Genomic DNA, 22,510 nt, shown 5'->3' on the forward strand with positions numbered 1-22,510 from the left:
TCTTGTGCGACTTCACTTGATTTTCACCATTAACGGCACAGAATTGATGCCAAGACCGCTCATCCGGAAGATGGAGGACCTGATGGAGTTCTTGCCCAAAGATATTGCCCAAGCCATGCGCGAGGCGCAAACCAAGACCGCGGGCCAACGTACGAGGCTGAGCCTGAAATCGGGCGAAAAAAGCTGGCCGATCCTGCGCCGCTGGCGTGGCGGGCTGGCGCTGAATGCCGATGAGATCGATCATCTTCGCGGCGAAGTCGCCCTGTATGAGGGCATCCGCCACATTGCCACGGGGCTGATCATCGCATCGGAAGTCGAGAATGGCGAACTGATCTGCACGATCAAGCGGGAAACCCCTGTGATGGACCGCGCGCCGCTGGATTTCGTGCGCGATCCCAATGCTCCGGCGGGCTACCTGCCAAGCGCCTGACGGAAATGGCCCCGACGACGGGGCCATTCACCGCTTTATTGCAGGTCCGCAAATGCCTGCTGCAAGCGCGTGACAGCCTCTTCCACCCGCGCGCGCGGCGTCGCCAGATTGAAGCGCAGGTAAGCCTCGCCGCCTTTGCCGAAGGTCGTGCCGTAATTGGCGGCAATCTGCGCGTCTTTCTCGACCCTGCGGGTGAATTCCTCGCGTGCCATCCCCGTCCCCGAGAAATCGACCCAAGCCAGATAGGTCGCCTCCAGCGGCATCGACCGCAGCCCCGGAATCGCATTCACCGCCTCGTCGAAGATCCGGCGGTTGCCATCCAGATAGGCGCAAAGCGCATCCACCCACTCCGCCCCTTCGGGACTATAGGCCGCCGTCGCCATCGCCATGCCGAAGCTATTGGGCGAGATCCCGAGCGCCCCCATCCGCGCGGCAAAACGCGCCCGCAATGCCGGATCGGCAATGATCACATTGCCAGAATGGGTGCCCGCGATGTTGAAGGTCTTGGTGGTGGCGGTCATCATCACTACCGGAAAATCCCCCGCAACCTTCGCCATCGGCACATGTTTTTGCCCCGGCATCAGCAGATCATGGTGGATCTCGTCCGACACCAGCACCAGATCATGCTTGCGGGCAAATTCCACCACCTGCGCCAACTCGTCCTGCGTCCAGACCCGACCGCCCGGATTATGCGGCGAGCACAGCACCAGCATGCGGGTCTTTGCATCCACAATCCCGTCCCACGCGTCGAAATCCATCTGGTAGCGCCCATCCACCAGCTTCAGCGGGCATTCCACAACCGCGCGCCCCGCGGCCTTAATCACACGGGCAAAAGCGTGGTAGACAGGCGTCATCAGCATCACGCCATCGCCTTCCGAGGTGAAGGCATCCACGCAAAGCGCCGTGCCATTGACCAAGCCATGCGTGGTGAAGATCCAGTCGTCCTGCACGTCCCAGCCGTGGCGCGTCTTCATCCACCAGCGGATCGCGGCGTTATACTCGGCATTCCCGCCCCAATAGCCGTAAACGCCCTGACGGGTCATCTCTTCCAGCGCCTTTTGCACGCAGGCGGGCGGGCGGAAATCCATATCGGCGACCCACATCGGAATGCCGGTCTCGGCGGGCACGCCGTAAATGCCCTCCATACTGTCCCATTTCGCGGAATGGGTGCCGCGGCGATCAATGATCTCGTCGAAATCGGGTGTGCTCATGACAACTCTCCTGCATCTTTGCCGCGCATCAGACCACCTCTTGGCGCGGGATACAAATGCGCGATTGTACCCTTATAATGCGGGGCCGGGGCCGCTGACCCATTGCCTAAATCTCCACCATCGCCTAAATCGGCCCTATGACCCTACGCCCGATCCTGATCCATCCCGACCCGCGACTGAAGAAGACCTGTGATCCGGTCGCTTCCGTCGATGCAGAAATCCGCAAACTGGCCGATGATATGTTGGCCACGATGTATGACGCCCCCGGTGTCGGCCTTGCCGCGCCGCAGATCGGCGTTTTGCAGCGCGTCTTCGTGATGGATTGCGTAAAAGAAGAAAACGCGGCGCCCCAACCGATGGTGATAATCAACCCCGAGATCACATGGTCCTCGGAAGAGACCAACACCTATGAAGAGGGCTGCCTGTCGATTCCCGATCAATATGCCGAGGTCACCCGCCCGAAACTGGTGCGGATGAAATGGCTGAATATCGACGGCAAGGTCATGGAAGAGGAATTCGACGGGCTTTGGGCCACCTGCGCCCAGCACGAGCTGGATCACCTCGATGGCAAGCTGTTCATCGATTATCTCGGGCCGATGAAGCGCAAGCTGATCACCGCGAAGATGCAAAAGCTCAAACGCGAGCGCGCCCGCGCGCCGAAATCCGACGGGATCATCTGATGGCCGTTCGCAAATTCATCCCCTTCGAGGACAAGCGCCTTCGCACGGCGGCCGAGCCTGTGGCCGAGATCACCGAGACCGTTCGGATGATCTGGGATGATATGATCGAGACGATGGACGCCATGCCGGGCGTCGGCTTGGCCGCGCCGCAGATCGGGATCATGATGCGTCTGGCGGTGGTGGATGCGTCCGACAAACGCGGCGAGGCCGTGCGTATGGCCAACCCCGAGGTGCTTCATGCCAGCGTCAAGATGCGCAAGCATGACGAGGCCAGCCCCAATCTTCCGGGCGTCTGGGCACCGATCGAGCGTCCTCGCGCCGTGACCGTGCGTTTTCTCAATGCCGATGGCGAGATGGAAGAGCGCGATTTTGTGGGCCTTTGGGCGACCTCGGTACAGCATCAGATCGACCATCTGAACGGCAAGACCTATGTGGACCATCTCTCTCCCCTGCGCCGCAAGATGCTGATCCAGAAATCGAAGAAACTGAACAAAGGCTAAGGTTATGCGCGTCGTCTTCATGGGCACCCCCGAGTTTTCTGTGCCGGTGCTCGAGGCACTGGCGCGCGAACATGACGTCATCGCCGCCTATTCCCAGCCGCCGCGCCCTGCGGGCCGTGGCAAGAAGCTGCGCCCCTCGCCGGTTCAGGCACGGGCGAAAGAGCTGGGGATCGAAACGCGCACCCCTTTGAATTTCAAGGATAACGCCGACCGTCAGGCCTTTGCCGATCTGAAGGCCGATGTGGCCGTGGTGGTGGCCTATGGGATGATCCTGCCGCAGGTAATTCTGGATGCGCCCGCGCAGGGCTGTCTGAATATCCATGCCTCGCTTCTGCCGCGCTGGCGCGGCGCGGCCCCCATTCACCGCGCGATCATGGCGGGCGACGCCGAGACAGGCATCTGCATCATGCAGATGGAGGCGGGGCTCGACACCGGCCCCGTGCGCCTGCGCCGCGCCACCGAAATCGGCGCGACCGAGACCACGGGCGAGCTGCATGACCGGCTGTCGGTCATGGGGGCTTCGATGATCATCGAGGCGCTGGAGGGGCTTGCCGATCTGCCGATAGAGGTTCAGCCGGAAGATGGGGTGACCTATGCCAGCAAGATCGACAAGGCCGAGGCGCGGATTGATTGGGCCGCCCCTGCCGAGGAGATCACCCGCAAGATCAACGGGCTCTCCCCCTTCCCCGGCGCGTGGTGCGAGATCAAGGGCGAGCGCGTCAAACTGCTGCGTGCCGCGCAGGTGGCGGGGTCGGGTGAGGCGGGTCAGGTGCTGGATGGCTTTACCATCGCGGGCAGCACCGGCGCGGTCGAGGTTCTGGAGGCCCAGCGGGCCGGCAAGAAACCGGTGAGCGCGGCGCAGGTGCTTCAGGCACTGCCCCTTCCCGAGCACCTCGACTGATCCGATGTTCGGCCTGCTGATCGCCCCTCTGACCGCCCTGACCTCCCGCCTGATCGGGGTGGCTCTGGTCGTGGCGCTATGGTTGATCTCGCGGCCTGGCGGGTGGGCCGTGTTGGTCGTGCTGATTCTGGTGGGTGTCAAGCTGCTGCCCGAACCGGCCTCTCACCCCGATGTGACCTCTCCCGCCCCTGTTACACCCTCCGCCCAGCCTTAAATCGGAACCAAAGGAGCGGATCATGCCTATTGCCATTTTTCTTGCGGTGTTCATTTTCATCGGCCTCCTGTGGTATCGCAGGCGTAATCCCTGCCGATGGGAACGGGTGGGCGGCAAAGGCACGCTGAAGCAATTCCGCTGCAAGACATGCGGGGCCGTCGCTTATTCGGCCCGCTATGACGGGCCCGAGCAATGCAAGAAGGGGCTCGAGCCTCCGGCGCTGTAGCCATTGGCAAGGATCTGCGCATCGGGCGGCGCGGATCTCACAACAGGGAACCTGCCAGCTTCCCCGACGTTTTACCGTCAAATCTCAGTCGAGAGGAGACGACAATGTCACAGACCCCTACACCTCCGCCGCGCCGCGATGGCGGGCTGTATTTCATCCTCGGGGCCATCGTCGTGGCTTTGGGGGTGTTGATGTGGTACATCATGGGTTCGCCCGGTGATCAGAGCGCAACCCCGCCTTCGGGCGCCGGAGATGTGTCCATTACCAATGAGGTCGCGCCGCAATCCGACCCCGCGCCCCAAACGCAGGACAACAAGGAGCCTCCGGCACAGGTGGATGTCGCGCCTGATGCCGATAATGGCACCCAACCGCAGGCAAACTAATCATATAGCTACTAGCTACAAAAAGGCCCGCGATTGGCGGGCCTTTTCCATTGAGCCTTGTCCGGACGTTTCTCGTGAAACAGTCAGATATGGCGGATTTCAGCCAGAATTGCCTGCGCCGCGGCCTTGGGGTCTTCGGCCTGCCAGATCGGACGACCGACCACAAGATGATCCGCACCGGCGGACAGGGCAGATGCGGGCGTCTCGACCCGTTTCTGGTCTCCCAAAGCCGCCCCCGCCGGACGCACACCCGGCGTGACGATCAGCTTGCCTTCCGCTTGCGGCAGCGCGCGGATCATCGCCGCCTCGCGCGGCGAGGCGATCACGCCATCCGCACCCGCCTCCAGCGCACGGGCCGCCCGCTCGGTTACCAGATCGGCAATATCGCCCGGCTGGATCAACGCCGCATCCAGATCGGCACGGTCCAGCGACGTCAGGATGGTCACCGCCAGAATTTTGAGATCTTTGCCCGACGCGCCCTCTTTGGCGGCGCGCACCACATGGGGGTCGCCATGCACGGTCAGGAAATCCAGATCGAACTGGGCAATTCCGCGCACGGCATTCTCAACGGTCGCGCCGATATCGAAGAATTTCATATCGAGAAAGATGCGCTTGCCATGTTCCTGCTTGAGCTCGTTGGCAAGAGCCAGCCCGCCGCCGGTCAGCATCCCCAGACCGATTTTATAAAACGACACGCTATCGCCCAGCTTCTGGGCCAGATCCAGCGCCGCCAGCGCATTGGGCACATCCAGTGCGACAATCAGACGGTCATCTGCGGGAAGTAGGGCGGTCATGTGGCATCTCCTGTGGGTTTGCACCCCGATGCGCAAGCCAGCCTCAAAAATCAAGCCCCGAGGCCCCGCGAACGGAAAAATCGCCTAAAATTTCCTGTGCCGAGAGCCGCCGGGAAGGCCGCAACGTCAGATACGGGACTTGACCGGCGTCAAGGCATGCACCCGAAGGCGATGCATCATGACCAGACCCATAAGGGTTAAGGCGGCGAGGAAGGGCAGATAATGCAGCACAGTCATGATGTCTCTCCTGTTCCTGATGTCTCATCCTACGGGCGAGACATTTACGGAACCTTGCCAGGGCCCAAACAGTTCCCCAAACACGTCGCCTAAGGCGAAATATTTCAATTTGGTCGAGGCCGGTCCCTTGAATACGCATAGAAACCCACCCAATTATTCGATGAGACCCGACCAGATATGTGCCGCTTACGGGCATATCGATTTTCGGGGGCTTTAGAAAAGGAGATACCCGATGAACATGGAAAAGTTCACGGAGCGTTCGCGCGGCTTCCTTCAATCTGCGCAAACCATTGCAATGCGGGAAGGCCATCAACGTGTGGTGCCCGAACATCTGCTCAAAGCACTGATGGATGACGATCAGGGGCTGTCGGCCAACCTGATCAACCGTGCCGGCGGTGATGCCGCACGCGTGACCGATGCGGTCAATCAAGCCGTTGAAAAACTGCCCAAAGTTTCGGGTGGCGATGGTCAGACCTATGTCGAGCAATCGCTGGTGCGCGTGCTGGACGAGGCCGAGAAGATCGCCAAGAAAGCCGGTGACAGCTTTGTTCCGGTCGAACGGATCCTGATGGCGCTGGCTGTCGTCAATACCCGCGCGAAAGACGCGCTGGATGCAGGGGCTGTGACCGCACAGAAACTCAACACCGCCATCAACGACCTGCGCAAAGGCCGCACGGCCGATAGTGCCTCTGCCGAGGACGGCTATGAGGCGCTGAAAAAATATGCCCGCGACCTGACCGAGGCTGCTGCGGAAGGCAAGATCGACCCGATCATCGGGCGCGACGACGAAATCCGCCGCACGATGCAGGTCCTCTCGCGCCGCACCAAGAACAACCCTGTGTTGATCGGGGAACCGGGCGTGGGGAAAACCGCGATTGCCGAAGGGCTTGCGCTGCGCATCATCAATGGTGACGTGCCGGAATCCCTGCGCGACAAACGGCTTCTGGCGCTGGATATGGGCGCGCTGATTGCCGGTGCGAAATATCGCGGCGAATTCGAGGAACGCCTGAAATCCATCCTCAAAGAGGTCGAAGCCGCCGCCGGCGAAATCATCCTCTTCATCGACGAGATGCACACGCTTGTGGGCGCGGGCAAATCCGATGGGGCGATGGATGCGGCCAATCTGATCAAACCGGCGCTTGCGCGGGGCGAGCTGCATTGCGTTGGCGCCACCACTCTGGATGAATACCGCAAATATGTGGAAAAAGACGCAGCCCTTGCGCGGCGCTTCCAGCCGGTGATGGTGGAAGAGCCGACCGTCGAGGATACGATCTCGATCCTGCGCGGCATCAAGGAGAAATACGAACTCCATCACGGGGTGCGGATCTCTGACTCGGCGCTTGTGTCGGCGGCAACGCTCTCGCATCGCTATATCACCGACCGTTTCCTGCCCGATAAGGCAATCGATCTGGTCGATGAGGCAGCATCGCGCCTGCGGATGGAAGTCGATTCCAAGCCCGAAGAACTCGATGCGCTGGATCGCCAGATCCTGCAGGCGCAGATCGAGGCCGAGGCGCTGAAGAAAGAAGATGACGCCGCAAGCCAGGACCGTCTTGAAAAGCTCGAGAAAGAACTCTCGGAGCTGCAGGAACGCTCTGCCGGGATGACCGCCAAATGGCAGGCCGAACGCGACAAGCTGGAATCCAGCCGCGTGCTGAAAGAACAGCTGGACCGCGCACGGGCGGAACTGGAAGGTGCCAAACGCGAAGGCAATTTCGCCAAAGCCGGCGAGCTGCAATATGGCCGTATACCGGATCTGGAGAAACAGCTCTCCGAGGCCGAGGCGTCGGAAGATGTCATGGTGGAAGAGGCCGTGCGTCCCGAACAGATCGCCGAGGTTGTCGAACGCTGGACCGGCATCCCGACCTCGAAAATGCTCGAGGGCGAGCGCGAGAAGCTGCTGAAAATGGAGGAAGAGCTCCATAAGCGGGTGATCGGGCAGGACGCTGCCGTGACAGCCGTGGCCAATGCGGTACGCCGTGCGCGTGCGGGCCTGAATGACGAGAACCGCCCGCTGGGGTCCTTCCTGTTCCTCGGCCCGACCGGTGTGGGGAAAACCGAGCTGACCAAGGCCGTGGCCAATTATCTCTTTGATGATGATCAGGCGATGGTGCGCATCGACATGTCGGAATTCATGGAGAAACACGCCGTGTCGCGTCTGATCGGCGCCCCTCCGGGCTATGTCGGCTATGACGAAGGCGGGGTTCTGACCGAAGCCGTGCGCCGCCGCCCCTATCAGGTGGTGCTGTTCGACGAGGTCGAAAAGGCGCATCCCGATGTGTTCAACGTGCTTCTGCAGGTGCTCGATGATGGCGTGCTGACCGATGGCCAAGGCCGGACGGTGGACTTCAAACAGACGCTGATCGTGCTGACTTCGAACCTCGGCTCGCAGGCGCTGAGCACCCTGCCGGACGGATCGGATGCGGCACAGGCCAAAGCGCAGGTGATGGATGCGGTACGGGCGCACTTCCGCCCCGAATTCCTGAACCGTCTGGACGAGATGGTCATCTTCGACCGCCTCTCGCGCGAGAATATGGACGGTATCGTGACGGTACAGCTCGCACGGCTCGAAGCCCGTCTGGGCCACCGCAAAATCGGACTGGCGCTCGATGATGCCGCGCGCACCTGGCTAGCCGACAAGGGCTATGATCCGGTCTATGGCGCACGCCCGCTGAAACGGGTGATCCAGCGCTATCTGCAGGACCCGCTGGCCAACCTGATCCTGTCTGGTGAAGTCCTTGACGGGTCCACCGTGACGGTCACCGCCGGAGCGGACGGACTTTCTGTCGGGGGGCACATCGTGCCTCCGGGGGACAACGCCCCCCTCAGCGCTTCGCTACATTAACCGGAGAGGCGGCGATACAAGTCGCCGCCTCTCCCACAACCGCGGAGGGGGCTCTGCCCCCGCTGCCTGCGGCAGCCCCCCGGGATATTTTCAGCAGCTGGATCTATAAGGTGGGTTTCCAGCTGCAAGAAATATCCTCAGGGGTGAATTGGCCCCAAGGGCCAAGAGGGGCGCGAGCGCCCCTCCTTCTTTTGCCTTTTGAGGGATATCATGGCGACGCTTTGCAGATCCTGCCTTGCCCATTATCCCGATAACTTTCGGGGGCGTTGCCCGCGCTGTCGCCGCGATGGCCTTGTCTGCCATGACGAGATTTTCTCTCTGGGCATTGCCCATATGGATTGCGACAGTTTCTATGCTTCGGTCGAAAAACGGGATAACCCGTCCCTGGCCGCCAAGCCTCTGATTGTTGGCGGCGGCACGCGGGGGGTTGTCACGACCTGTTGCTACGTGGCGCGGATCTATGGTGTACGGTCTGCCATGCCGATGTTTCAGGCGCGCAAACTATGTCCGGATGCCGTTATTCTTCCCCCACGCATCTCCTATTATGCCGAGGTATCGCGCGAGATCCGGGCCAAGATGGCAAGGCTAACGCCGCTGATCGAGCCGCTCTCGCTCGATGAGGCCTTTCTGGATCTGACGGGGACCGAGAAGCTTCATGGTATGACGGCCGCGGAGTGTCTGGCGCGGCTGGCCAACGAGATCGAGAACGAGATTGGCGTGACGATTTCGGTGGGGCTTAGCCACAACAAGTTTCTTGCCAAGATTGCGTCCGATCTCGATAAGCCGCGCGGATTTTCGGTGATCGGCAAATCCGAGACAGCCGCATTTTTGCAAGATAAGCCCGTCAGTATTCTATGGGGGGTCGGCGCGGCGACACGTCAGGCCTTGGGACAGGCAGGTATCCGGACCCTGAACGATATCCGCCGGATCGGGCGGGATGACATGCTCCGGCGGTTTGGCGGTCAGGGTATGCGGCTTTGGTCATTGGCGCAGGGCGAGGACAGCCGCAAAGTGATACCGGATGCGCCGGTCAAGTCCGTCTCGAACGAAACAACCTTCTCGCAGGACCTCAGTGACCGTGACGCGCTGCTGGCTCAATTATGGCACATGTCCGAAAAGACGGCGGCGCGGATGAAGGCCAAGGAACTGGCGGGCAGCATCGTGACGCTCAAGCTGAAAAGATCCGATTTCTCGACCATCACCCGCCAGTTGCCGCTGGAAGACCCGAGCCAGCTGGCCGATACGCTGTTTCACGTGGGACGGCGGCTGTTTGATACCCTGCCCTCCGGCACGGCCTATCGGCTGATCGGCATCGGATATTCGGGTCTGCGCCCCGCGCAGGCGGGCGATCCTGTCGGCGACCTTCTGGACCCCGATGCCGGACAGCGGGCCAAGCTGGAGCGGGCCACCGATGCGATCCGCGCGAAATTCGGCGCTACGGCCATCCGGACCGGACGCGGGCTGGATCTGGACCCGAAAGACTAGCTATTCCGCCGCCAGAGAGCCGGACTGGCGCGGACGGCCGATATCCGCGATACGGGTCAGCACCCCGTCCATAAGCGCCTGAAACTCGGGAAAATCCGCACGTCGTTCGATTCGCGCTTCATCCATGTAGAGCGCGCGGTTGATTTCGATCTGCACCGCATGGCGGCCCAGGTTCGGCTGACCATAGGTTTTCGCGATATATGCCCCGGCAAAAGGCGCATTCCGGCTGACAGAAAGGCCGGTCTCGGCAAATGCCGCCTCGATTCCCTCGACGATTCGCTCCGATGCCGAACTGCCATAGCGATCCCCGATCACAATCTCGGGGCGCCGCAAGCCGAATGCTTCAATCGCCTCGCTGGGCATGGAATGCAGATCAACCAGAATCGCTTCGCCAAAAATAGCGTGCACATCCTCCATCAGGCTCGCAATCCGGCCATGCCAGGGCTCCCAGATATCATCAAGGCGATTCTGGGCCTCTTCGACACTGATCTTGCCGCGCAAGATTGCGCGACCGCCCGAAACCACGCGGGGAATCACGCCAAGACCGGCGGCCACGCGACTTCCGCTGCCCCGATGGCGCAGCCCGTCGATGATTCCCGGATCAAGCTCGTCTTTCGCACGATTGAGATCGAGATAGGCGCGCGGATAGGTCGCGGCGATGGAACAGGCCCCGAGATCAGGGGCCAAGCGCATGAAATCATCCACAAAAGCATCTTCGGACGACCTGAGGCGCAGCAGATCCAACGCTGTATTCTGTTTAAAATCAGATGGATAATAGCGCCCAGAATGCGGCGACGAAAAAATGACAGAAGTCCGGACCGGATCAGGCACGGACAGTTTGAATGCCGGAAGATCATGTTTCATGGATGGTCATGAACCCTCTTTATGATGCCCGCAGTGTAGCGCAATGCATTTTCTCGTCAAAACCCTCTTGCGCGTCTCGCGAACACCTTTTATAGACCCCTCCACACCGATGAGGTGAACCGGAAGATCGAGGTTCTGGACAGGCACAAGCCTGAGACAAAATCCGGTCGAAGGCAAATCAAATCGGAGCGTGGGCGGTTAGCTCAGCGGTAGAGCACTACGTTGACATCGTAGTGGCCACTGGTTCGATCCCAGTACCGCCCACCATTCTATTTCGCCGCCCCTTCGGCCTGGCTGTCGGGGCTTTTTGCTTTCAAGGCGCACGCGCGCCGCGACAAGGAGATACGACCATGAAGGTTCGCAACTCGCTCCGCTCGCTCAAGCAGCGTCATCGCGATTGCCAAATCGTGCGCCGCAAGGGCCGCGTTTACGTGATCAACAAGACGCAGCGTCGTTTCAAAGCCCGTCAGGGCTGAGACGACCGAGCCATCGGCAAGATCAAACCGCAAGGGAAACCTTGCGGTTTTTCTTTTGTCATCTCGCTTTTCTTGCAAAATCCTGCTGTGAAAAATCCTGCCGGACGGGTGGATTTTTGATAGCCCCATGCGCGCTCTTCTGATTCAATGGTGATAGGCCGATTAAGGAACGCACTGCCATGCTGACCCTTCTTCTACATCGCCAATGCGCCCGCGATTTCTACCGTGTGGACGTGTGCGACAATCTTTTTGGTGAATACACCGTCCAGCGCGAATGGGGGCGCCACGGCCGCGCTACAGGAATGCGCAGCGTGCTTTTCTCGAACCTGCGAGATGCGGTTCAGGCCGCTGATACATGGCGCATGCAGGCCGCCCGCAAGGGCTATGCCCTGACCGAGGCAGCCGCCTCCTGAAGGCCCCTCAGAACGGCGCTTCGGCACTAAAGGACATATGCATCCCGCCATCGGGATGACGCAGCCGCAGCGTATGGGCATGAAGCATCAGGCGCGGATAGGCCTGCGCCTCTCCCTCGGCATAAAGCGGATCCCCCAGAATGGGATGCCCCAGCGACTGGCAATGGACCCGAAGCTGGTGGCTCCGGCCTGTCAACGGCATCAGCCGCACCCGCGTCGTCCCGTCGGGATCATGGCGCAGCACTTTCCAGTCGGTCTGGGCAGGTTTGCCGTTCTCGTGATCCACATGCTGGCGCGGGCGGTTCGGCCAATCAACGATCAACGGCAGGTCGACACGCCCCGCTTTCGGCTCCAGATGGCCCCAGAGCCGCGCCAGATACGCCTTTTTGGTCTGGCGGTGCTCGAATTGCAGCCCCAGGTGCCGTTGCGCATGGGGGGTAAGCGCAAAGACTATCACCCCCGAGGTATCGCAATCGAGACGATGCACGAGCAGGATCTCGGGGTAGGAATGACGCAGGCGCGCAATCAGGCAGTCCGCCTTTTCCGGCCCCTTGCCTGGCACCGACAGCAAGCCGGACGGCTTGTCGACCACCAGAATTTCATGGTCGGCATGCAGGATCGTGACGGGGTCGGTTGGCGGATCATAGCGATACATCATAAAGGTCGCTTGCCTGCGATCGTCTGCGTGGTCAAGCCCCCTTTGGTCCCGATTACGGCCGGAGCCATAATTACGGTTTGGTAAGCTTTTGCGCTTAAACGGGATAGGTGAAAAGTGACGAGCTGGAGACTGCAGATGAATCTTTATGCCGAAGCCCGCCAAGACGCATTATGGGTCCGGGTCGAAGAGAACCGTCTTGATGCAGCCATCGCGATCCGCTTCAAAGATCAAATGCGTGAAGCCTGCACGCAACCATCGCAACGCGTGGTACTGGACCTTGAAAGCGTGACATTTCTCGACAGCTCCGGCTTGGGGGCGATCGTGGCGGTCATGAAAGCGTTGCCGGCGGATCGCAAGCTGGAACTGGCCGGTCTGAATATGAATGTGGCAAAAGTCTTCCGCCTGACGCGGATGGACACCATTTTCAAAATCCATCCCACTGCGGAAGAGGCCTTCCTGCCGGAGGTACGGAATGCTGGCTAATCATGACGCAGAGGCGTTGAAGTCCGGCACGGCCATTCCGCGAGAGGATCGGCTTCAGCCGCGACTGTTTCATCATAGCTTTCCCGCCACCCCGCTTGCGGTACGAGAGGCATTGCGCGCCGCTTTGGCACGGTTTGTCTTGCATATGTCGCAAGACGAAGCGGGGACGCTAGAGCTGCTGCTGGCGGAAGTGCTCAATAACATCGTCGAACATAGCTATCAGGATACCGGCGTCGGAACGATCACCCTTTCCATGGTGATGGAAAAGCGCGGGCTGAACTGCTCTGTCACTGATGACGGGGTCGAGCTGCCGTCCTTCGTTCTGGAGGACCCGTCAACCTTCGATACTGTCGAAGATGCGTTGCAGACTCTGAATACAGACGAACTTCCTGAAGGCGGGTTCGGCTGGTTCCTCATTCGCGATCTGGCCGAAGATCTTGGCTATAAACGCGAAAATGGACGTAACATGTTGGCCTTTCGCCTGCCATTGCGGCAAGAAGGCTGATCGGGGTTCAGTTCAGCTGGAATTGCAGCGGATAGGCGCCGTTTTCAAACTCGCCGAACAGATCCGGCAGATCCGGATGCTCCACAGGCTCACCTGACCCGTCTACAATCAGGTTCTGCTCCGAGACATAGGCGACATAGAAATCGTCATCCGTCTCGGCGAGAAGGTGGTAATAGGGCTGATTTTTCGCAGGGCGGCTATCCTCGGGAATAGCGTCATAGAATTCCTGTGAATTGGCGAAAGTCGGATCCACATCGAAGACAACGCCACGAAATGCATCCTTCCGGTGGCGCAAAACCTGCCCGATATGGAATTTGGCTTGAGTGGCAAACATACACGGCCTTCCCTAAAGTTTTCGAATTCTTAATTCTTTTACAAACAACCCAGCATTTTTTCCACAAATTCGCCGGAAACAATCTGTGTAAGTGGCCCTGACAGTCGTGCCGGAAGCTTTGTGATTTTCGTTATGGTCATTTTCGGATACACTGCCCTGCAAAACGAGATCATAATCAGGCAAGAGCAGTATGAAGAAATTCGCCTTTTTGGCGCTGGCCCTACTGGCCGCTTCCTGTGGTGGGGGCAACTACAAGGCGCCACAAAATCTTGATGACGCATGCGCATTGTCGCGTGAGAGACCCGCCTATTTCAAGGCGATGAAACGCACCGAATCGCGGTGGGGGATTCCTGTCTATGTGCAGATGGCCACCATTCACCAAGAGTCGCGCTTTGTCGGCAATGCCAAAACCCCGTTCAAATATGCGCTTGGGGTGATTCCGATGGGGCGTCAGAGTTCGGCTTATGGCTATAGTCAGGCGCTGGACGCGACATGGGAAGAATATCGCGACAGCGGCGGCGGGCGCGGTGCGCGGCGCAACCGGATTCAGGACGCCACCGATTTTATCGGATGGTATATGGATGGCACCAGCAAAAAGCTGGGCATCCCCAAAACCGATGCCATGAACCAATATCTGGCCTATCACGAGGGGCGGGGCGGCTTTGCCAACGGGTCGCATAAATCGAAGCCCTGGCTTCTGGCCGTGGCACGCAAAGTGCAAAGCCGTGCGCTGATGTATCGCGCACAGCTTGCCTCCTGTCGGCGCTGAAAACAGGGTCAGCCGCCTCGGCGGCTGACCTCCTGATCGATCGAGAACAGCGACGGCGCAAAGGCTTTGCCATTCTGCAAGCCATTCAGAATCACCGTGGTTTTCGCCCCCGCATTATCGGTAATCACCCATTGGCGCAGCTGGGTCGGGTTGCCCGTAAACACCATCTGGATATTGCCATATTCGGGGTGCTGCGGGTCCTGCGCGGTGACGGTTGTTTTCGTGCCATCCGATGTATGCTGGGTCACCATCCCCGATTTGGCCAGATTGACATTATCGGCCAGAATCAGGCTCAAGGGCGTTTTCGACAGCGGATATTGCTCCGGTCGTCCCATATTGGATTTCGGATCAAAAATCGCCACCTGCCCTGCCGAAGCCAGCACCAGCGTTTTATCCTTATCATATTCGAACCGCACGCGATTGGGGCGGCGGATATAAATCGTGCCTGTCGAGATCGAGCCATCGGAATTCACCTGTGTGAACTTCGAAGAGGCCGATTGCAGGCTGTTGAGATAGCTGGACAAAGTCCCAAGCGAAATCGCATCGGCAAATGCCGGCACGGCAAGAGACAGGGCGAGGACGGGCGCAAGCGCGAAGCGAAGTATGTTCATAAGCTGGAATTTAGGCGCTTTTTGAAAAAGGAAAAGCCCCGCGCAATCAACTTGCACGGGGCGCCTATCACGAGTTTGCGGAAACCGGCTCAGGCTTCGGGGATCAGGATCTCGCGTTTACCGACATGGTTCGCGGAAGACACCACATGGTTTTCCTCCATCTGCTCGACCAGACGCGCGGCCTTATTATAGCCGATGCCCAGTTTACGCTGGATGTAAGAGGTCGAGCATTTGCGGTCCTTCGCCACGATCTGCACCGCCTGATCGTAAAGCGCGTCCTCATTGCCGGTATTGCCGCCGGTATTAAGACCCAGCACCGCGTCGATATCCGAGGCCTTGTCATCTTCCGGCCCCTCGACCACGCCCGACATATAGCTGGGCGGCCCGAAGGATTTCAGGTGGTTCACCACCTCTTCGACTTCCTCATCCGAACAGAACGGCCCGTGCACACGGTTCAGACGCGAACCGGTGCCCATGTAAAGCATGTCGCCCATGCCCAAAAGCTGCTCGGCCCCCTGCTCGCCCAGAATGGTGCGGCTGTCGATCTTCGAGGTCACCTGGAAGGAGATACGGGTGGGGAAGTTCGCTTTGATCGTGCCTGTGATCACATCCACCGACGGGCGCTGCGTGGCCATGATCAGGTGGATACCCGAAGCACGTGCCATCTGTGCAAGCCGTTGAATACAGGCTTCGATTTCCTTGCCCGCGACCATCATCAGGTCGGCCATCTCGTCGACGATAACGACGATATAGGGGAAGGGCTCGGGACGGAATTCATCGGTCTCGAAGATCGGCTCGCCGGTCTCTTCGTCAAAACCGGTCTGCACGGTGCGCTTGAACATCTCGCCACGCGCCAGCGTCTCTTTGACGCGGCCGTTATAGCCTTCGATATTGCGCACGCCCATCTTGGACATCTTGCGATAGCGGTCTTCCATCTCGCCCACGACCCATTTCAGCGCCACAACGGCCTTCTTCGGGTCGGTCACAACGGGCGAAAGCAGATGCGGGATGCCATCATAAACCGACAGTTCCAGCATCTTCGGGTCAATCATGATCAGACGGCATTCATCCGGCGTCAGGCGATAGAGCAGCGACAGGATCATCGTGTTGATCGCCACCGATTTCCCCGAACCCGTGGTCCCTGCGATCAGCAGGTGGGGCATCTTGGCAAGGTTGGCCACAACAGGCTCGCCGCCGATATCCTTACCCAGAGCCAGCGGCAGGCGCATATTGCCATCGCTGAAATCACGCGCGCTCAGGATCTCGCGCAGCACGACCTTCTCGCGATGCTCGTTCGGCAACTCGATCCCGATCACGGTGCGCCCCGGCACGGTCGACACCCGCGCAGACAGCGCCGACATCGACCGCGCGATATCATCGGCCAGACCGATCACGCGGCTGGCTTTCAGACCCGGCGCCGGTTCCAGTTCGTACATGGTGACCACGGGACCCGGACGGACCGAGACGATCTCGCCCTTGACGCCGTAATCTTCCAGCACGGTTTCCAGCTGGCGCGCATTTTCTTCCAGCGCCTCGTCGGGCAACTGGTGACGCGGGATGGAAGCCGGATCGGTCAGCAACGACATCGGCGGCGCTTCGTAATTGGCATGGGTCGCGCTCGGCATATGCACGGGCTTCTGGATCGGCCCGCGATTGAGGCTTTCCCCCTGTGCCACGGTCTTTGCCGTTGCAACCGGCTTGACGGCAGGCACATCCGGCATGGCATTGCGCGCAACGCCCATATCATGCGCCTCATCCAGCGATGGCTGCGACAATGACGGCTGCGGCGCATCCATCATGTCGTCGTCATCATCCCCGCTCAGCGTCGCATCCTCGGCATAGGCCTCGCCGCGCTGGATCATACGATAAGCCGCAGACGGCTCCTCGTTCTCTTCCACCGGCGCCGAGAAGCTGGCGCGGGGCATCTGTGCGGGTGCGGGCTCGGAATGGGCGGAGCCATAGGTCTCGTCCAAGGCGCTGAACGCATCCACGTCGAAAGGCTCGAACTGATGGCTGTCCATCGTTTCGACCTCATCCATGTGATAGCCCTGATCAAGCCACTGATCCTGCGCGCGGAAATCCTGATGCGGCTCGGCCATCAAACGGCTGCGCGCATCCGAGACCTCTGCCGCAGATTGCGCGCGCGGCGCGGGCTGCGGGGCATAAGCAGGATGCGCCATATCGGCATAAGGGGCCGACGGAGCCTCGGCATGGGACGCTCCGAAACGCGGCATATAGCGCGGCTCGGCACGCAGCGGCGGTTCGACGCGGGCCGGTTCGGCCTTCAGCTGCGGCTCGATCCGCTCGCGCAGTTTCGGACCACGGGCCAGACGGCGGGCCACAGCCGCCATGACCGAAAGCGGGGCTTCGGGCCGTGCAGGCTGGACCTCTTCGGGTTCCGGCGCGACCGGTGCTGCAAGGTGTTGCGGAGCCTCCTGACGCTGCACCCGCGGGGCCTGCCGACGCTGATGCACGGCCTCGGCAATACGTGCCTTGATCCGCTCGGGGCTGGGTGCCTCGTCCGTTCCGGCGCGCGGATCGTCATATTCGAAGTCCACAAGCTCGGCTTCGACCATCGGCTCCGGCTCGGCGGGACGGATAATGCGCGACAGGAAGCCTGCGCGAGGCGCGTCCTGTTCGGGTTCGTCGTCGTAAAGAACCTCTTCTTCCTCGTCATAGACGGGGGCCTGATATACCGGCGCGCGACGCGCCGATTGGGCGCGCGAGGGCTGGGCCGCCTGCGCCTGATAGTCCTGCTGGGCTTCCCATTCGGCCAGTTCGGCGGCATGGGCCTGTGCCTCGGCACGGCGGGCACGGTGGCGTTCTGCGGCACCACGCGCCGCCAGCACCGAAGCCGATGCCCCCTGCCCGATCATACGCATGATCGCGTCATAACCTGCCAGCAGACCAAGCAGCAGGAAACGCAGGATATTTTGCAACTCCGGCTTCACGAACCCGGTAACGAAGGCCATCATCGCAAGGCTACCGGCCGCAAAGAGCAGCGACAGGAACTTCACCACAAAGGCCGAAGCGCCAACGATCCCCAGCATCATTCCCGCGATCATATCGCCAAAATGGCCGCCAAGTCCGAAATTCGCGGTCCATTCCGCCCCCGGCACCAGAAGTGCCGAATGCACCGCCGAAACCGCGATCGCGATGGGCAGGAAAATCAGCCGCGACAGGGCCCGTTCTTCGCCGCGATGGGTCATGAAACGCACGCCCCATGCCAGCGAGGCCAGCGGCAGAAGCCATGATCCACGGCCAAAAATGACGTAAAGCGGCGAGGCAATCCCCGCGCCGATCCGCCCCAGCCAGTTCTGCACCTCCCCATCCGAGGCGGCCATCCAGCTGGGATCTTCGGGCGAATAGCTGACAAGCATCATGCTCAAGAGCGCCGCCAGAACGATCAGTCCCGCGCCGGCAAGCTCTTTACCGCGGCGTTCAAGAAGTGCCTGCGTATTCTGGTCGAGAAGGGGGTCGCGCTGTCTCATTTGATACAATGCCATCTGCTGCTCGTCCTCAAAGGTAAAGGCAATCACGGAGCTTGGTCAGTCCGCGTCGCGTTTCTTCTCTTGGGGCGACAAGAGCCACCCGAATATAGGATCTGCCGGGATTTTCGCCCTCGACTTCGCGCGAAAGATAGGCACCGGGCAGAACCCGCACACCGGTCTCGCGCCATAGTTTCATGGCCGCCGCCTCGCCATCCTCCACCGGCAACCATAGGAAAAAGCCCGCATCGGGCATGGTAACCGAATTGATGCCGTCAAAGACCACGGCCGCGTCATCGAATTTCTCCTGATACAGGCGGCGGTTCTCGATCACATGATCCTCGTCCGCCCAGACCTTTTCCGCGACACGCTGCAAGGGCTGCGGCAGCGGCGCCCCCGAATAGGCGCGCAACTGGCGGATATAATGCATGCTTTTCGGCCCCGCCGCAACAAAGCCGGACCGCAGCCCCGGCAGGCTGGACCGTTTGGACAGCGAATGGAAGATCACCACGCGCTCGGGATCGGCCCCCACCTCCTGCGCCACCTCGATCAGCCCGGGGGGCGGGTCATGGCGATAGAGTTCCGAATAGCATTCATCGGCAAAAACACGGAAATCATGTGTCTCGGCCAGCTCTAGCAGATCGGCCAGATACGCGCGCGAGGCCACGGCCCCCTGCGGATTGGCGGGCGAGCAGATAAAGGCGATCGCCGTGCGGTCCAGCACCTCGGCAGGCAGCGCGCGATAATCGGGCATGAACCCCGTTTCTGCGGTGGCGGGCACGAAAACAGGCTCTGCGCCGATCATCATCGTGGCGATGGCATAGACCTGATAGAAGGGGTTGGGGATCAGAACCACGGGGCGCTTGCCCCGTTTGGTTTCGGGGCAAAGTGCCAGCACCGCATTGAACAGCCCTTCGCGGGTGCCATTCAGCGCCATGATCCGATCCTCGGCAACCTCCACGCCGTAGCGCCGCGCAATCCATGCCGAAATCGCGGCCAGAAGTTCGGGGGTACCGTTATTGGCTGGGTATTTGCCGAATTCCGCGACAGAGGCCGCCAGCACATCGCCCACGAAGCCCGGCATCGCATGCCGCGGCTCGCCAATGGTCATATTAATAATTTCCCCGCCCGGCTGGTGGGAATCGAGCAGCGTCCGCAAACGCGGAAACGCGTATTCGGGCAGGTTCGAGAACCGCTCGGGATAATCCATTATATGCCTCATTTGCCGGAGTCATTTTGCGCCCCGTTCGGGACGACGTTACCCAAAAACCACATGTCCTGTCCAGATCATGGCGAGATGCGGGCAAGGTCGCCTTTGGATTGTGGCATTTCAGCCAAGCGCGGCCTCGATTGCAGCCCCAAAACACAGCACCTTTTCATCTTCTCCGGGCAGCCCCAGAAGGCTTAGCCCCACCATATCGCGCCCCGTGGGTAGGGTCAGCACCGGCCCGCCCAGAAGCGCCGCACTGCCGACATTCCGGCTGGCCAACTGTTGCTGGCTCCTAAAGAAATCCTGATCTATCAACAGGCTATCATAGCTTGGGGCCAAGGAGGCCGCAGTGGGCATCAGCACGACATCATAGCCCGCAACCACGCCCCGCCAGTCCTGCCGCACCGCGTGCAACTGCGCGAGCCCCTGCAGATAGACATCCGCCGAGACACCTACCGCCGCCTCGAAGGCCCGTAGGAAATCGGGCGTCACCTTAAGCGGATTTTCTCTCACCCGCTGCTGCCAGCGGGCGTGAAACTCGGTCTGCGCCAAAAAGCGCAGCCGCTTCAGCGCCTCGAACGCTTTGGGGCTTTGCACCGTAATCTTGGCGCCCGCCTTGGCCAAACGGCCTATCGCACGGCTCATTGCCTCCAGACAGGCCGGATCGGCATCATCAAAGACGCCGCCCTCCAGCACCAGAAGACGCGCGCCCGATATGTCTGCGCCACGCAGATCGGGGAGCTTGCCGTTTTCCACCAGCGCCAGCCCCTGCGCGCAATCCTCGACCCGTCGCGCCATGAAGCCCAGCGTATCGAATTGCGACCCCGTCGCCACCCCCGCAAGCGGCACGCGCCCCAGTCCGGGGCGGAACCCCACCAGATCGTTCCACGCGGCAGGCACCAGAAGCCCGCCGCCGTTCTCCAGCCCCACCGCCATAGCACAAAGCCCCAGTGTGACCGAGAGCGCCCCGCCAGAGGCCCCTCCCCCCGTCACAAGGCTGGGATCATGGCGGTTGGGCGGGGTGACGCTGAGGGCATTCACCCCCAGAAGATCCAGCCCCAGCTCGGTCATCTGCGTCTTCCCCAGACAGACCCCGCCCGCAGCACTGGCCTGCTGCAACGCGCGCGCATCACGGGCGGGCACATGGCCCGAAAACAGCCGGCTGCCCGCTTCGGTGACCGCCCCCGCACTGTCCACCGCATCCATCCATGAAATGGCTACCCCATCCAGCGCCGAACGCCCCTGCCCCACTTTCGTGCGTGTGCGGGCGGCCATCGCCTCGAAGCGCGCGCGATTGGGGGTCAGGCGGGCAAATGCCATCCGGCCATCGCGCCCCGCTGCCGTCTCCAGATAGAGTTCGACCTGCGCGACCGGATCCAGCATGCCCGCGGCAATCAGACGCCCTTGTTCCGCGGCAGGCAGATAGCGGGTCGAGGTCGTCATGCAGGCTCTCCAATCATCACTCAAACCCAAGGCTAGACATGATTTTATCGTTCTGACAATGGGGGTTACACCAAAGTCGTGCAAGCAATGGACAAGCGCGCCGAAAACGCCATATTTAGCAGCATGAAAACCGATTGTGATATCCTTATTTCCGGCGGCGGGCTGAACGGCCCGACCTTGGCATTGGCGCTGGCACAGGCGGGGCTACGGGTGACCGTGGTCGATGCAACGCCGCCCCGCGCAAGGGCCCATCAGGGCTTTGACGGGCGGGCCTACGCTTTGGCGGTCGCCTCGCAGCGGCTGCTGAAGGGGCTGGGCCTATGGGGCCAGCTTGCCCCCGAGGCGCAACCGATGATGGATGTCAAAGCCTCCGATGGTCACGCAGGCGACGGCGCGGCCCCCTTCTTTTTGCATTTCGACTCGCGCGAGATGGACCAGTCCCCTGTGGGCTGGATGCTGGAAGACCGCTATCTGTCCCGCGCCTTGCAGGACGCGATGGAGGCACAGCCCCTTGTCACCGTAATCGCGGGCACCTCTGTCATCGCGCAAGAGGTATCCCAAGGCCATGTCACAGCGACGCTTTCGGACGGTCAATGCCTGACGGCCCGCCTGCTGGTCGGGGCCGACGGGCGCAAATCCGGCGTGGCCGAACGTGCGGGGATCACGCGCGAAGGCTGGGATTACGGCCAGACCGCTCTGGTCGCCGCAATCGCCCATGAAAAACCGCATCACGGCATCGCGCAGCAGTTCTTCATGCCGACCGGCCCGTTGGCGATCCTGCCGCTGACCGGCAACCGGTCCTCTATCGTCTGGAGCGAGACGCGCGAGAACGCGCAGACGCTGGACGGCCTGTCGGATGGCGATTTTCTGGGCCTGCTGCGCCCGCGCTTCGGGGATTTCCTTGGCCAGATCTCTCTGGCTGGCCCGCGTTTCAGCTACCCGCTGAACCTGACGCTGGCCAAATCCTATGTGGCCGCGCGGATCGCATTGGTCGGCGATGCGGCGCATGGCGTGCATCCGATTGCGGGACAGGGGCTCAATCTCGGGCTGCGTGATGTCGCGGCGCTGGCGCAGGTTCTGGTGGATGCCTACCGGCGTGGCGATGATATCGGTGCGCTGAATGTGCTGGAAGACTATCAAAGCTGGCGGCGCTTTGATTCCACCTCGCTGGCGCTGGGGATGGATACGGTCAACAAGCTGTTTTCCAACCATAACCCCCTGCTGAAACTCGGGCGCCAGATGGGAATGGGGCTGGTTCAGGCACTCCCCGGATTGCGGCGCGGCTTCATGACACAGGCCGCAGGGCTGGGTGGCCCCCTGCCCCGCCTTCTGAAGGGCGAGCCGCTTTAA

At 61.0% G+C, this 22,510-nt stretch carries 24 protein-coding genes and 1 tRNA gene; 16 read left to right on the forward strand and 9 right to left on the reverse strand.

Annotation, left to right across the window (positions count from 1 at the left end):
* Positions 1-82 precede the first annotated feature (82 nt).
* Positions 83-430, forward strand: a complete 348-nt coding sequence (locus RPE78_RS05130) for a hypothetical protein (protein ID WP_339108416.1) — start codon at positions 83-85, stop codon at positions 428-430.
* Positions 431-465: 35 nt separating this feature from the next.
* Here RPE78_RS05130 and RPE78_RS05135 read toward each other — a convergent pair whose 3' ends face one another.
* A complete protein-coding gene (locus tag RPE78_RS05135; RefSeq protein ID WP_406721407.1) occupies positions 466-1,641 on the reverse strand; it encodes a MalY/PatB family protein in 1,176 nt (391 codons plus the stop codon).
* Between the two features lie 137 nt (positions 1,642-1,778).
* On the opposite strand from RPE78_RS05135, the gene def (RPE78_RS05140) reads away from it, so the two are divergent.
* The 6 genes from def (RPE78_RS05140) to RPE78_RS05165 all read left to right on the forward strand — a co-directional run bounded on the left by def (RPE78_RS05140) (position 1,779) and on the right by RPE78_RS05165 (position 4,545).
* On the forward strand, positions 1,779-2,321 hold the full coding sequence (gene def, locus RPE78_RS05140) for a peptide deformylase (protein WP_406721408.1): 543 nt from the start codon (positions 1,779-1,781) through the stop codon (positions 2,319-2,321).
* Positions 2,321-2,821 carry a peptide deformylase gene (gene def, locus RPE78_RS05145; RefSeq protein ID WP_406721409.1) on the forward strand — a complete coding sequence of 167 codons (501 nt, stop codon included), beginning with the start codon at positions 2,321-2,323 and terminating at the stop codon, positions 2,819-2,821. Before def (RPE78_RS05140) ends, def (RPE78_RS05145) begins: the two co-directional genes overlap by 1 nt.
* Before the next feature lie 4 nt (positions 2,822-2,825).
* Positions 2,826-3,722, forward strand: coding sequence for a methionyl-tRNA formyltransferase (fmt, locus tag RPE78_RS05150; RefSeq protein WP_406721410.1), 897 nt, complete (start codon positions 2,826-2,828; stop codon positions 3,720-3,722).
* Between the two features lie 4 nt (positions 3,723-3,726).
* Positions 3,727-3,936 (forward strand): hypothetical protein, encoded by a 210-nt coding sequence (locus RPE78_RS05155; protein ID WP_406721411.1) that lies wholly within the window; start codon positions 3,727-3,729, stop codon positions 3,934-3,936.
* A gap of 22 nt (positions 3,937-3,958) precedes the next feature.
* A complete protein-coding gene (locus tag RPE78_RS05160; RefSeq protein ID WP_339108422.1) occupies positions 3,959-4,162 on the forward strand; it encodes a hypothetical protein in 204 nt (67 codons plus the stop codon).
* A gap of 104 nt (positions 4,163-4,266) precedes the next feature.
* Entirely contained in the window at positions 4,267-4,545 is a 279-nt protein-coding gene (locus RPE78_RS05165; protein WP_339108423.1) for a hypothetical protein, read from the forward strand.
* Between the two features lie 83 nt (positions 4,546-4,628).
* Here the strand turns inward: RPE78_RS05165 and pyrF are convergent, their stop codons facing one another.
* Positions 4,629-5,339, reverse strand: a complete 711-nt coding sequence (pyrF, locus tag RPE78_RS05170) for an orotidine-5'-phosphate decarboxylase (protein WP_406721412.1) — start codon at positions 5,337-5,339, stop codon at positions 4,629-4,631.
* Positions 5,340-5,808: 469 nt separating this feature from the next.
* On the opposite strand from pyrF, the gene clpB reads away from it, so the two are divergent.
* Together clpB and RPE78_RS05180 are read left to right on the forward strand one after the other, a co-directional pair.
* Complete coding sequence (gene clpB / locus RPE78_RS05175) at positions 5,809-8,421, forward strand: ATP-dependent chaperone ClpB (protein ID WP_406721413.1); 2,613 nt, start codon at positions 5,809-5,811, stop codon at positions 8,419-8,421.
* Positions 8,422-8,631: 210 nt separating this feature from the next.
* A complete protein-coding gene (locus tag RPE78_RS05180; RefSeq protein WP_406721414.1) occupies positions 8,632-9,906 on the forward strand; it encodes a DNA polymerase IV in 1,275 nt (424 codons plus the stop codon).
* Here RPE78_RS05180 and RPE78_RS05185 read toward each other — a convergent pair whose 3' ends face one another.
* A complete protein-coding gene (locus RPE78_RS05185) occupies positions 9,907-10,770 on the reverse strand; it encodes an N-formylglutamate amidohydrolase (RefSeq protein WP_406721415.1) in 864 nt (287 codons plus the stop codon).
* 192 nt (positions 10,771-10,962) lie between these two features.
* On the opposite strand from RPE78_RS05185, the gene RPE78_RS05190 reads away from it, so the two are divergent.
* The 3 genes from RPE78_RS05190 to RPE78_RS05200 all read left to right on the forward strand — a co-directional run bounded on the left by RPE78_RS05190 (position 10,963) and on the right by RPE78_RS05200 (position 11,659).
* Positions 10,963-11,037 (forward strand) — tRNA-Val (locus RPE78_RS05190).
* An 83-nt stretch (positions 11,038-11,120) separates the two neighbouring features.
* Positions 11,121-11,246: a type B 50S ribosomal protein L36 gene (gene ykgO / locus RPE78_RS05195; protein ID WP_096433353.1), complete on the forward strand. Its 126-nt coding sequence runs from the start codon at positions 11,121-11,123 to the stop codon at positions 11,244-11,246.
* Positions 11,247-11,425: 179 nt separating this feature from the next.
* Positions 11,426-11,659, forward strand: a complete 234-nt coding sequence (locus RPE78_RS05200; protein ID WP_339108429.1) for a WGR domain-containing protein — start codon at positions 11,426-11,428, stop codon at positions 11,657-11,659.
* 7 nt (positions 11,660-11,666) lie between these two features.
* Here the strand turns inward: RPE78_RS05200 and RPE78_RS05205 are convergent, their stop codons facing one another.
* Positions 11,667-12,317 (reverse strand): pseudouridine synthase, encoded by a 651-nt coding sequence (locus RPE78_RS05205; protein ID WP_406721416.1) that lies wholly within the window; start codon positions 12,315-12,317, stop codon positions 11,667-11,669.
* A gap of 135 nt (positions 12,318-12,452) precedes the next feature.
* Between RPE78_RS05205 and RPE78_RS05210 the strand changes: the two genes are divergently transcribed.
* Both RPE78_RS05210 and RPE78_RS05215 read left to right on the forward strand, forming a co-directional pair.
* On the forward strand, positions 12,453-12,800 hold the full coding sequence (locus tag RPE78_RS05210; protein WP_339108431.1) for an STAS domain-containing protein: 348 nt from the start codon (positions 12,453-12,455) through the stop codon (positions 12,798-12,800).
* On the forward strand, positions 12,790-13,305 hold the full coding sequence (locus RPE78_RS05215) for an ATP-binding protein (protein ID WP_339108432.1): 516 nt from the start codon (positions 12,790-12,792) through the stop codon (positions 13,303-13,305). The genes RPE78_RS05210 and RPE78_RS05215 overlap by 11 nt, the downstream gene beginning before the upstream one ends.
* 7 nt (positions 13,306-13,312) lie before the next feature.
* Here RPE78_RS05215 and hspQ read toward each other — a convergent pair whose 3' ends face one another.
* Positions 13,313-13,639, reverse strand: a complete 327-nt coding sequence (gene hspQ / locus RPE78_RS05220; protein WP_339108433.1) for a heat shock protein HspQ — start codon at positions 13,637-13,639, stop codon at positions 13,313-13,315.
* Between the two features lie 190 nt (positions 13,640-13,829).
* On the opposite strand from hspQ, the gene RPE78_RS05225 reads away from it, so the two are divergent.
* Positions 13,830-14,408 carry a lytic transglycosylase gene (locus tag RPE78_RS05225; RefSeq protein ID WP_339108434.1) on the forward strand — a complete coding sequence of 193 codons (579 nt, stop codon included), beginning with the start codon at positions 13,830-13,832 and terminating at the stop codon, positions 14,406-14,408.
* A gap of 8 nt (positions 14,409-14,416) precedes the next feature.
* On the opposite strand, the gene RPE78_RS05230 is transcribed toward RPE78_RS05225, so the two are convergent.
* The 4 genes from RPE78_RS05230 to RPE78_RS05245 all read right to left on the reverse strand — a co-directional run bounded on the left by RPE78_RS05230 (position 14,417) and on the right by RPE78_RS05245 (position 21,160).
* Complete coding sequence (locus RPE78_RS05230; RefSeq protein WP_339108435.1) at positions 14,417-15,019, reverse strand: outer membrane lipoprotein carrier protein LolA; 603 nt, start codon at positions 15,017-15,019, stop codon at positions 14,417-14,419.
* 89 nt (positions 15,020-15,108) lie between these two features.
* The gene (locus tag RPE78_RS05235; protein WP_406721417.1) at positions 15,109-18,525 is read right to left on the reverse strand and encodes a DNA translocase FtsK 4TM domain-containing protein; all 3,417 of its coding nucleotides are present in this window, start codon (positions 18,523-18,525) and stop codon (positions 15,109-15,111) included.
* A gap of 13 nt (positions 18,526-18,538) precedes the next feature.
* A complete protein-coding gene (locus RPE78_RS05240) occupies positions 18,539-19,717 on the reverse strand; it encodes an aminotransferase class I/II-fold pyridoxal phosphate-dependent enzyme (protein ID WP_406721418.1) in 1,179 nt (392 codons plus the stop codon).
* 120 nt (positions 19,718-19,837) lie between these two features.
* A complete protein-coding gene (locus RPE78_RS05245) occupies positions 19,838-21,160 on the reverse strand; it encodes an amidase (protein ID WP_406721419.1) in 1,323 nt (440 codons plus the stop codon).
* A gap of 123 nt (positions 21,161-21,283) precedes the next feature.
* Here RPE78_RS05245 and RPE78_RS05250 point away from each other — a divergent pair, with 123 nt between their 5' ends.
* Complete coding sequence (locus RPE78_RS05250; RefSeq protein WP_406721420.1) at positions 21,284-22,510, forward strand: FAD-dependent monooxygenase; 1,227 nt, start codon at positions 21,284-21,286, stop codon at positions 22,508-22,510.

Source organism: Thioclava litoralis, assembly GCF_045278885.1.
In the GTDB taxonomy this organism is placed as follows: Bacteria; Pseudomonadota; Alphaproteobacteria; order Rhodobacterales; family Rhodobacteraceae; genus Thioclava; species Thioclava litoralis.

Bases quoted from the DNA above. Each gene is read 5' to 3' on its own strand.
- RPE78_RS05130 (WP_339108416.1), top strand. From the start codon at position 83: ATGGAGTTCTTGCCCAAAGATATTGCCCAAGCCATGCGCGAGGCGCAA.
- RPE78_RS05135 (WP_406721407.1), bottom strand. From the start codon at position 1,641: ATGAGCACACCCGATTTCGACGAGATCATTGATCGCCGCGGCACCCAT.
- def (WP_406721408.1), top strand. From the start codon at position 1,779: ATGACCCTACGCCCGATCCTGATCCATCCCGACCCGCGACTGAAGAAG.
- def (WP_406721409.1), top strand. From the start codon at position 2,321: ATGGCCGTTCGCAAATTCATCCCCTTCGAGGACAAGCGCCTTCGCACG.
- fmt (WP_406721410.1), top strand. From the start codon at position 2,826: ATGCGCGTCGTCTTCATGGGCACCCCCGAGTTTTCTGTGCCGGTGCTC.
- RPE78_RS05155 (WP_406721411.1), top strand. From the start codon at position 3,727: ATGTTCGGCCTGCTGATCGCCCCTCTGACCGCCCTGACCTCCCGCCTG.
- RPE78_RS05160 (WP_339108422.1), top strand. From the start codon at position 3,959: ATGCCTATTGCCATTTTTCTTGCGGTGTTCATTTTCATCGGCCTCCTG.
- RPE78_RS05165 (WP_339108423.1), top strand. From the start codon at position 4,267: ATGTCACAGACCCCTACACCTCCGCCGCGCCGCGATGGCGGGCTGTAT.
- pyrF (WP_406721412.1), bottom strand. From the start codon at position 5,339: ATGACCGCCCTACTTCCCGCAGATGACCGTCTGATTGTCGCACTGGAT.
- clpB (WP_406721413.1), top strand. From the start codon at position 5,809: ATGAACATGGAAAAGTTCACGGAGCGTTCGCGCGGCTTCCTTCAATCT.
- RPE78_RS05180 (WP_406721414.1), top strand. From the start codon at position 8,632: ATGGCGACGCTTTGCAGATCCTGCCTTGCCCATTATCCCGATAACTTT.
- RPE78_RS05185 (WP_406721415.1), bottom strand. From the start codon at position 10,770: ATGAAACATGATCTTCCGGCATTCAAACTGTCCGTGCCTGATCCGGTC.
- ykgO (WP_096433353.1), top strand. From the start codon at position 11,121: ATGAAGGTTCGCAACTCGCTCCGCTCGCTCAAGCAGCGTCATCGCGAT.
- RPE78_RS05200 (WP_339108429.1), top strand. From the start codon at position 11,426: ATGCTGACCCTTCTTCTACATCGCCAATGCGCCCGCGATTTCTACCGT.
- RPE78_RS05205 (WP_406721416.1), bottom strand. From the start codon at position 12,317: ATGATGTATCGCTATGATCCGCCAACCGACCCCGTCACGATCCTGCAT.
- RPE78_RS05210 (WP_339108431.1), top strand. From the start codon at position 12,453: ATGAATCTTTATGCCGAAGCCCGCCAAGACGCATTATGGGTCCGGGTC.
- RPE78_RS05215 (WP_339108432.1), top strand. From the start codon at position 12,790: ATGCTGGCTAATCATGACGCAGAGGCGTTGAAGTCCGGCACGGCCATT.
- hspQ (WP_339108433.1), bottom strand. From the start codon at position 13,639: ATGTTTGCCACTCAAGCCAAATTCCATATCGGGCAGGTTTTGCGCCAC.
- RPE78_RS05225 (WP_339108434.1), top strand. From the start codon at position 13,830: ATGAAGAAATTCGCCTTTTTGGCGCTGGCCCTACTGGCCGCTTCCTGT.
- RPE78_RS05230 (WP_339108435.1), bottom strand. From the start codon at position 15,019: ATGAACATACTTCGCTTCGCGCTTGCGCCCGTCCTCGCCCTGTCTCTT.
- RPE78_RS05235 (WP_406721417.1), bottom strand. From the start codon at position 18,525: ATGGCATTGTATCAAATGAGACAGCGCGACCCCCTTCTCGACCAGAAT.
- RPE78_RS05240 (WP_406721418.1), bottom strand. From the start codon at position 19,717: ATGGATTATCCCGAGCGGTTCTCGAACCTGCCCGAATACGCGTTTCCG.
- RPE78_RS05245 (WP_406721419.1), bottom strand. From the start codon at position 21,160: ATGACGACCTCGACCCGCTATCTGCCTGCCGCGGAACAAGGGCGTCTG.
- RPE78_RS05250 (WP_406721420.1), top strand. From the start codon at position 21,284: ATGAAAACCGATTGTGATATCCTTATTTCCGGCGGCGGGCTGAACGGC.